4 protein-coding genes and 1 pseudogene are annotated in these 8,286 nt (G+C 75.3%); 1 reads left to right on the forward strand and 4 read right to left on the reverse strand.

Annotated elements, in window-relative coordinates:
* Window positions 1-1,005 precede the first annotated feature (1,005 nt).
* A complete protein-coding gene (locus NOD94_RS38785; protein WP_281210952.1) occupies window positions 1,006-1,191 on the reverse strand; it encodes a hypothetical protein in 186 nt (61 codons plus the stop codon).
* 549 nt (window positions 1,192-1,740) lie between these two features.
* Here NOD94_RS38785 and NOD94_RS38790 point away from each other — a divergent pair.
* A complete protein-coding gene (locus NOD94_RS38790) occupies window positions 1,741-2,922 on the forward strand; it encodes a serine/threonine-protein kinase (RefSeq protein WP_281210953.1) in 1,182 nt (393 codons plus the stop codon).
* A 61-nt stretch (window positions 2,923-2,983) separates the two neighbouring features.
* Here the strand turns inward: NOD94_RS38790 and NOD94_RS38795 are convergent, their stop codons facing one another.
* The 3 genes and pseudogenes from NOD94_RS38795 to cobT all read right to left on the reverse strand — a co-directional run.
* On the reverse strand, window positions 2,984-3,799 hold the full coding sequence (locus NOD94_RS38795; RefSeq protein ID WP_281210954.1) for an RNA methyltransferase: 816 nt from the start codon (window positions 3,797-3,799) through the stop codon (window positions 2,984-2,986).
* 42 nt (window positions 3,800-3,841) lie between these two features.
* Window positions 3,842-5,146, reverse strand: coding sequence for a uroporphyrinogen-III C-methyltransferase (cobA, locus tag NOD94_RS38800; RefSeq protein ID WP_281210955.1), 1,305 nt, complete (start codon window positions 5,144-5,146; stop codon window positions 3,842-3,844).
* Between the two features lie 460 nt (window positions 5,147-5,606).
* Window positions 5,607-8,174: pseudogene (gene cobT, locus NOD94_RS38805) on the reverse strand (nicotinate-nucleotide--dimethylbenzimidazole phosphoribosyltransferase); the annotation flags it as partial.
* Window positions 8,175-8,286: the final 112 nt, after the last annotated feature.

Raw genomic sequence — 8,286 nt, forward strand, 5'->3', positions numbered from 1 at the left:
GGCGGCAGCGCGGGCAGTCGCCGGGCGGGCGGAGGGGCGGAGGCGGCGTGCGGGCGTGTGGCGGCTGTGGTGCGCGTGGTCGTGCCCGGTGCGGTGTCCTGGATCATCCTGCCCCCTTCTCCCACCAGGAGGGTACGACCGATCCCGCCCCGGAGACGGAGGTGCGCAGGGAGTCCTCGGGATGTCGCCGCGACGCCCGTGGGGTCCGGGCCGCCCGGGGCGCTCGGGCGGCTGGGCCCTGGCCGCCGCGGGCGGTGAGGACGCGGCCTCTTCCGGTGACGTCATCGCCGCGCAACCGGCCGGGCTCCACCACGGGGCGTACGGCCGGGCGTACCCGTGGGCGGCAGGCGCCGCGGAGGACCGGTCGGTCCTACCGCACGCGCAGGTTCCGGCCGCGCGAACCGTCGGACGAGGGCGAGGGCGAGGGCGAGGGCTGCAGCGCCGGGCGCCGGTGGGTGCCGCCCACCGGCAGGACAGCCGCCGGTCGGAACCCCCGCACGCCGGGACCGGACCGGCCCGGACCGGCCGCGCACCGGGGCGCCGACCCCGATTCGCCGGAGCCCGCCGGTCTTCGACCGCGACTCGGCGTGGCGGACGAGGTCGTCCTGCGATGCCGAGGCCGGGGCAGCCGGTCGAGGTGTCCGTCAGGGAGGTCGCGAGCGCCCCCCGCTCCTGCGGGGCGGACAGCAGCCGTCCGGACGGTGACGTCCGCCGCCCGTCATGACGGCTTCGGCCCGGACGATCGCGACGACCCGGTCGGTGTGCTTCGAGGAAGGCCGCGTCGAGGGCCGCCCGACCCGCCCCTCCCGGCGTCCCGGGCAACGGCGGCGTGCCGATCGGCCCGACAGCCCACCAGGGTGGGGGCGTTGAAAAGGGTGCTGCCCGTCCGGCTCCCCAGCCGTACGGGCAGCACCCTTCACCTGCCGTCCGTCGCGCCCCCGTCCCCACGGGGTTCGACAGGCCGATGTCCCGGCCCGGGCCGCTCTCCCGGGCCTGGTGCGCCGCTCAGCGCCCCAGCATCACGCCCACGGACGACGCCTGTGCCACCACCTGGTCGAAGCCTCCGAAGAGGAAGAGCAGGACGGCGGCCAGGGGGAGCACCATGGCCGCGGCCACCAGCGGGTGGCGCGTACCGGACTCATGGCCGTTGAACGCGAATGCCTTGCGTCCCTGCCGTGCGATGTCCGCCATGGTCCTCTCCCTGTCGTTTGGCAGCGGCGGGCTTGACCTCGGGGGACGAGTGCGTCACCCGCCGCTTGTCCTCAACACTAGGCGGGCGCAAGGCCGCCGGCCTCATGCCCTCGTACCCATTGGCGGGCCTCCGGGAGGATGACGTACCCGCCCCCGACTACTCCCCTGGGTGGAGACCGCTCCCCCGTTGTGAGGGTCTTCCCGGAGGGGATGACCGGAGGGTAGTGACTTCGCTCACTTCCGTCACTCCCCGCGCACGCGTGTCCTCGTGCGGGACGTTGACGCGCCCCTGCGGCCGTTCGGCCCGGTGTGGGCCGCGTCCGCCCGTCCGGGCACGCCGGTGGACTTCCAATCGCCTTGGGGCGAGGGCCTCTTGGGGAATGACACGGGTTCGGGGCAAAGAGTGCCCGATCGGGCGGCGCAACCCCCAAGTGGCCTGCTCCGTACTGACAATCGAATCCTGCGGCGAGGGCGCGGCCTCTGAGCGCGCATGCCGGATGGTCCGTAAGCTGTGCCAGGTCAACAGGACGACCGGTCAGCGGGGTGGACATGGCGATGATGCGGCTCCGGCGCGAGGACCCGCGTGTCGTCGGCTCGTTCAGACTGCACCGGCGGCTCGGTGCGGGCGGAATGGGCGTGGTCTACCTGGGGTCCGACCGGCGCGGACAGCGCGTCGCCCTCAAGGTGATCCGTCCCGACCTCGCCGAGGACCAGGAGTTCCGTTCGCGCTTCGCACGCGAGGTGTCCGCCGCCCGGCGGATCCGCGGCGGGTGCACGGCGCGGCTGGTGGCCGCCGACCTGGACGCCGAGCGCCCCTGGTTCGCCACCCAGTACGTGCCCGGTCCCTCGCTGCACGACAAGGTCGCCGAGGAGGGTCCGCTGACGGCGGCGCAGATCGCCGCGATCGGCGCCGCGCTGTCCGAGGGCCTGGTCGCCGTGCACGAGGCGGGGGTCGTCCACCGGGACCTCAAGCCCTCGAACATCCTGCTCTCCCCCAAGGGTCCCCGGATCATCGACTTCGGCATCGCCTGGGCGACCGGTGCGAGCACCCTCACGCACGTGGGCACCGCCGTCGGCTCCCCCGGCTTCCTCGCGCCCGAACAGGTACGCGGCGCCGCGGTCACCCCGGCCACGGACGTGTTCGCGCTCGGCGCCACCCTGGCCTACGCGGCGACCGCCGACTCGCCCTTCGGGCACGGCAGTTCCGAGGTGATGCTGTACCGGGTCGTGCACGAGGAGGCGCACCTCCAGGGGGTGCCGGACGCCCTCGCGCCGCTGGTCTCGGCCTGCCTGGCCAAGGATCCGGAGGACCGGCCGACCACGCTCCAGCTGTCGATGCGGCTGAAGGAGATCGCCGCCCGCGAGGCGCAGGGGCTCGGCGACGGCAGGCCGCCCGCGCAGCGCGCCCGCGTGGAGCGGCCGACGGGGCGGATCGCCGACGAGTACGCCGAGCAGCGCACGGAACGTCGTACCGGCGGCGGTACGCCCACGCCGCGGGCGCAGGGCCCGAACAGTGGGCCGCACTCGCGGCCGTCGTCGCCGCGCAACCAGCCGGGCTCCACCGCGGGGCGTACGGCCGGGCGTACCGGCGGGCGGCAGGCGCCGCGGACGACCGGTGCGGGGCGTCGGCCCTCCCGGCCCGACCCGAAGCTGATGCGGCAGCGGCTGATCGTGTTCGTCGTGGTGACCCTGGTGGTCGCCCTGGGCATCGCCCTCGCGCAACGGCTCTGAAAGCGCGTGTGCGGACCGGCCGGAGCCGGTCCGCACACGGGTGCGTGCGTGGAGCGGGCGGTTACGACCCGGAGGCGCCGGCCACCGCGTAGAAGGCGACGGCCGCGGCCGCGCCCACGTTGAGCGAGTCGACGCCGTGCGCCATCGGGATGCGGACCCATTCGTCGGCCGCGACCAGCGCCTGGGTGGACAGTCCGTCGCCCTCCGCGCCGAGCATGAGCGCGACCCGGTCCAGGGTTCGGGGGGCCGCCTCGTCGATCGGGGAGGCCTTCTCGTGCGGGGTGAGGGCGAGCAGCTTGAAGCCCGCTTCCCGGACCGAGTCCAGGCTCTTGGGCCAGGCTTCGAGGCGGGCGTACGGGACGGAGAACACGGCGCCCATGGAGACCTTCACCGAGCGGCGGTAGAGCGGGTCCGCGCAGTCGGGGGACAGCAGGACGGCGTCCATGCCGAGGGCGGCGGCGCTGCGGAAGATGGCGCCGATGTTGGTGTGGTCGTTGACGGCTTCCATGACGGCGACGCGGCGGGCCGTGGACAGCAGTTCCTCGGCCGTGGGCAGCGGCTTGCGCTGCATGGAGGCCAGGGCGCCGCGGTGGACGTGGTAGCCGGTGACGCGCTCGGCGAGCTCCGGGCTGACGGCGTAGACGGGGGCGGGGAGCTCGTCGATGACATCGCGCATGACGTCGACCCACTTGGCGGAGAGCAGCATCGAGCGCATCTCGTACCCGGCGTCCTTGGCCCGTCTGATGACCTTCTCGCCCTCGGCGATGAACAGGCCTTCCGCGGGCTCGCGCCGGCGCCGGAGTTCGACGTCGGTCAGGCCCGTGTAGTCGCGCAGGCGCGGGTCGTCGGGGTCTTCGACGGTGATGAGATCAGCCACAGGGTGATACTGCCTTGTCCTGGGTGTGGTGCCAACGGCCTGTCAGGCGCTGGTGGTGGGGAGTTCGGGGGTCGATCCGGACTCGGGGGTCGCGGGCGTCGCGGGGGTCGTGAGCGTCACGGGGGTCGTGGAGGTGCCGACTCGGACGACCTCGCCGATGACGATGACGGCGGGCGGGCGGACCTCCTGGGCGCGGACGGTCTCGCCGACGGTGGCCAGGGTGGCGTCCACCCGGCGCTGGGTGGCGGTGGTGCCCTCCTGGATCACGGCGACGGGGGTGTCGGCGGAGCGTCCGTGGCGGACCAGCGCCGCGGCGATCAGGCCGATCTTGTCGACGCCCATCAGGATCACCAGGGTGCCGGTGAGCTTGGCGAGGGAGGCCCAGTCCACGAGGGAACGCTCGTCGTCGGGGCCGACGTGGCCGCTGACCACGGTGAACTCGTGCGCGACGCCGCGGTGGGTGACCGGGATTCCGGCCGCGCCGGGCACCGAGATGGAGCTGGAGATGCCGGGCACGACGGTGCAGGCGATGCCCGCCTCAGCGAGGGCCTGGAGTTCCTCCATGCCGCGGCCGAAGACGTACGGGTCCCCGCCCTTGAGGCGGACCACGGCCTTGCCCGCCTTGGCGTGCTCGATCAGGGCGTTGTTGATGGCCTCCTGGGCCATGAACCGGCCGTACGGGATCTTCGCGGCGTCGATGACCTCGACGTGCGGCGGGAGTTCGTCGAGGAGGTCACGGGGGCCGAGCCGGTCGGCGATGACCACGTCGGCCTCGGCCAGCAGGCGGCGGCCGCGGACGGTGATCAGGTCCGGGTCACCGGGGCCGCCGCCGACGAGGGCGACGCCAGGGGTGTTCTTGTGGCGGTGGCCGGGGGCGACGAGGGAGCCGTCGCGCAGGCCCTCGACGACGGCATCACGGACGGCGGCGGAGCGGCGCGGGTCGTTGCCGGTCAGCACGGCGACGGTGACCCCCTCGACGCGGCCGGTGGCCGGGGTCCAGGCGGTAGCGGCGGAGGCGTCGTCGGCGCGGACGCACCAGACGCGCTCGCGTTCGGCCTCCGCGGAGACGCGCTCGTTGTCGTCCCGGTTCTGCGTCGCGATCAGGGCGTACCAGGCTCCGGCGAGGTCTCCGTCCTGGTACCGGCGGCGCTCCCAGCGGATCTCGCCGGTCTCGGCCATCGCGTCCACGGAGGGCGTCGCGGAGGGCGAGATGAGCAGGACGTCGGCACCGGCCGCGATCAGCGCGGGCAGGCGGCGCTGGGCGACCTGGCCGCCGCCGATGACGACGACGCGGCGCCCGGCGAGGCGGAGGCCGACGGGATAGGCGGGGTATGCCGGGTTTGCCATGGCGGTTGCGGCTCCTGATGCGGCGGGGGTTGCGTGCCGCTGCGGCGCTGGAGCGGCGGGGGGACTGACGTGCGGTTTGTGGTCCGGGTCCACCTTACGGCGCGGGTGCGCCGGCCGGGCGTGGCGGGGTGGGCGGCTGCCCTGGCCGGGCGTGGCGGAGTGGGCGTGGGCGAGCCGGCGGATCTCGCCCGTGGGCGTGGCGGGAGGGCCTCGTGAGACCCTGCGGACGGTTCCCGGGGGTGGCCGGCGGACCGGATCCCGGGGCGGCCCGCCGGGGTGCCTCGGGGGTGTCCGGGCCGCTCCTGGGGGACGACCCCGGGCCCCTGTGGGCCGGACGGGGGAGGGTCGGTGTGGCGGGCGGGGGGCGCGCGTTGTGGGGGACGTGGGGCGGGGACGTGTTGAGCCCGGTTCCCGTGGTGGGAACCGGGCTCGGGGCTCCGGGTGGAGGGGGCCCGGTGTCCTACTTCTCGGTGACGCCCGCCGAGTCGAAGGTGGCCACCTCGTGCATCGCGCGGGCCGCGCTCTGCACCAGCGGGAGGGCCAGCAGGGCGCCCGTGCCCTCGCCGAGGCGAAGGTCCAGGTCGACCAGCGGGCGCAGTCCGAGCTTGTTCAGGGCCGCCACGTGACCCGGCTCCGCGCTGCGGTGGCCCGCGATGCAGGCCGACAGGGACTCCGGGGCGATGGCCCGGGCCACCAGGGCGGCCGCGCCGGCGCTGACGCCGTCCAGGATCACCGGGGTGCGCAGGGAGGCGCCGCCGAGGAGCAGGCCGACGATCGCCGCGTGCTCCAGGCCGCCGATGGCCGCGAGGACACCGATCGGGTCCGCCGGGTCGGGCTGGTGGAGTTCCAGGGCGCGGCGTACGACCTCGATCTTGCGGGTGTGGGTCTCGTCGTTGATGCCGGTGCCACGACCGGTGACCTCCGCCGGGTCGACGCCGGTGAACACCGAGATCAGGGCCGCGGACACGGTGGTGTTCGCGATGCCCATCTCGCCGGTGAGCAGGGCCTTGTTCCCGGCGGCGACGAGGTCGCGGGCGGTCTCGATGCCCACCTCGATGGCCGCGACGGCCTCCTCGCGGGTCATCGCGGGGCCGACGGAGAGGTCTGCCGTGCCCGCGCGGACCTTGCGCGGGAGCAGGCCGGGCGTGGCGGGGAGGTCCCCGGCCACGCCGACGTCGATGACGCAGACCTCGGCGCCGACCTGGTTGGCGAAGGCGTTGCACACGGCCCCGCCGCCCAGGAAGTTCGCGACCATCTGGGTCGTGACCTCCTGCGGCCACGGGGTGACGCCCTGGGCGTGGACGCCGTGGTCACCGGCGAAGATCGCGACGGCGGCGGGCTCGGGGATCGGCGGCGGGCAGACCCGGGAGAGCCCGGACAGCTGGGCGGAGATGATCTCCAGCATGCCCAGCGCCCCGGCGGGCTTGGTCATGCGCTTCTGCCGTTCCCAGGCCTCGCCGAGCGCCTTCGCGTCGAGCGGGCGGATGCCGGCGACGGTCTCCGAGAGGAGGTCGTGCGGTTCCTCGCCGGGCAGCGCGCGGCGCCCGTACGTCTCCTCGTGGACGACCCAGGCCAGCGGGCGGCGCTGGGACCAGCCCGCCTGCGCCAGCTCGGGCTCCTCGGGGAACTCGTCGACGTACCCGACGCACAGGTAGGCGACGACCTCCAGGTGCTCCGGCAGGCCGAGCGCACGGACCATCTCGCGCTCGTCGAAGAAGCTGACCCAGCCGACGCCGAGGCCTTCGGCGCGGGCGGCGAGCCAGAGGTTCTCGACGGCGAGGGCGGAGGAGTACGGGGCCATCTGCGGCTGCGTGTGCCGGCCCAGGGTGTGCCGGCCGCCGCGGGTGGGATCGGCGGTGACGACGATGTTCACCGGGGTGTCGAGGATGGCCTCGATCTTGAGTTCCTTGAACTGCTTCGCCCGGCCCTTGGGCAGCGACTTGGCGTACGCCTCGCGCTGGCGCTGGGCGAGCTCGTGCATGGTCCGGCGGGTCTCGGCCGACCGGATGACGACGAAGTCCCAGGGCTGCGAGTGGCCGACGCTGGGGGCGGTGTGGGCCGCCTCCAGGACGCGCAGGAGCACCTCGTGCGGGATGGGGTCGGTACGGAAGCCCTTGCGGATGTCGCGGCGTTCGCGCATGACGCGCAGGACGGCCTCGCGCTCGGCGTCGGCGTACCCGGGGGCGGCCTCGCCGACGGACACGGGGACGACCTCGGGGAGACCGGGCGCCTCGGGGTGCGCCACGACCTCGGCGGCCTCGGGGACGGCAGCGGCCTCGGCCGGTACGTCGGCCGGCGCGGGCGCTGCCGCGGCGAGGGGCTCCACGGCCTCGGGGGCCGCCTGCTGCGCGGCCTCGGCGGGTACGGGCGGGGCGGGCGCCTCGACCGCTTCGGGGGCGGGCTCGGCCGGTACGTCGGCCTGGGCGGCAACCGGGACATCGGCCGGGGCGTCGTCGACCCGGGCCTCGGGCTCCGCGGCCGGGACGGGCTCGGGCTGCGGCTCGACGGGGGCCTGGACCACCGTTTCTGCGGGGGCCTGCTCGACCGGCGCCCCGGCCACGGGCTCCGCGGGAGCCGGCGGGGCCACAGCGGCCTCGGGGGCGGCGGGGGCCTCGGCGGGCACCGGCTCGGCAGGGACCTCGACGGCGGCCGGCGCCTCGGGGGCCGCCGGGGGCGCCTCGGGCTGCTCGGCGGGCTCCGGGAGCTCCGGCACGACCGGCTCGGGCGCGGGCTCGGGTACAGCGACGGCGTCGGGGGCCACGACGGCCTCGGCGACCTGGGGGGCCGGGGCGGCCTCGGGTACGGCGGCCTCAGGAGCCGCGACGGCCTCGGGTGCCACAGGAGCCTCCGCAACCGGCTCCGGTACGGATTCCGGCTCGGGCGCCGCCACCACGACGGGCTCGGCCTGCTCCGCCGGCTGGGCGGCCTGCTCCGCCGGCTGCTCGGTCGGGTGCTCCGGGACCGGCTCGGCGATCGCCTCGGGCGACGCGACGGCCTCGGGCGCGGGCTCGACGGCGGGCTCCGGCGCGGGCTCCTGCGTCGGCTCCCCCGCGGCGCCGGTGACGACGGGATCGGCGGTGGGCCGGAGATCGGAAGAGCGTCGTGTATGGAAAGATTGTTACAGCAACTGTAGATCACGG

Source organism: Streptomyces sp. Isolate_45, from assembly GCF_024721315.2.
GTDB lineage: Bacteria > Actinomycetota > Actinomycetes > Streptomycetales > Streptomycetaceae > Streptomyces.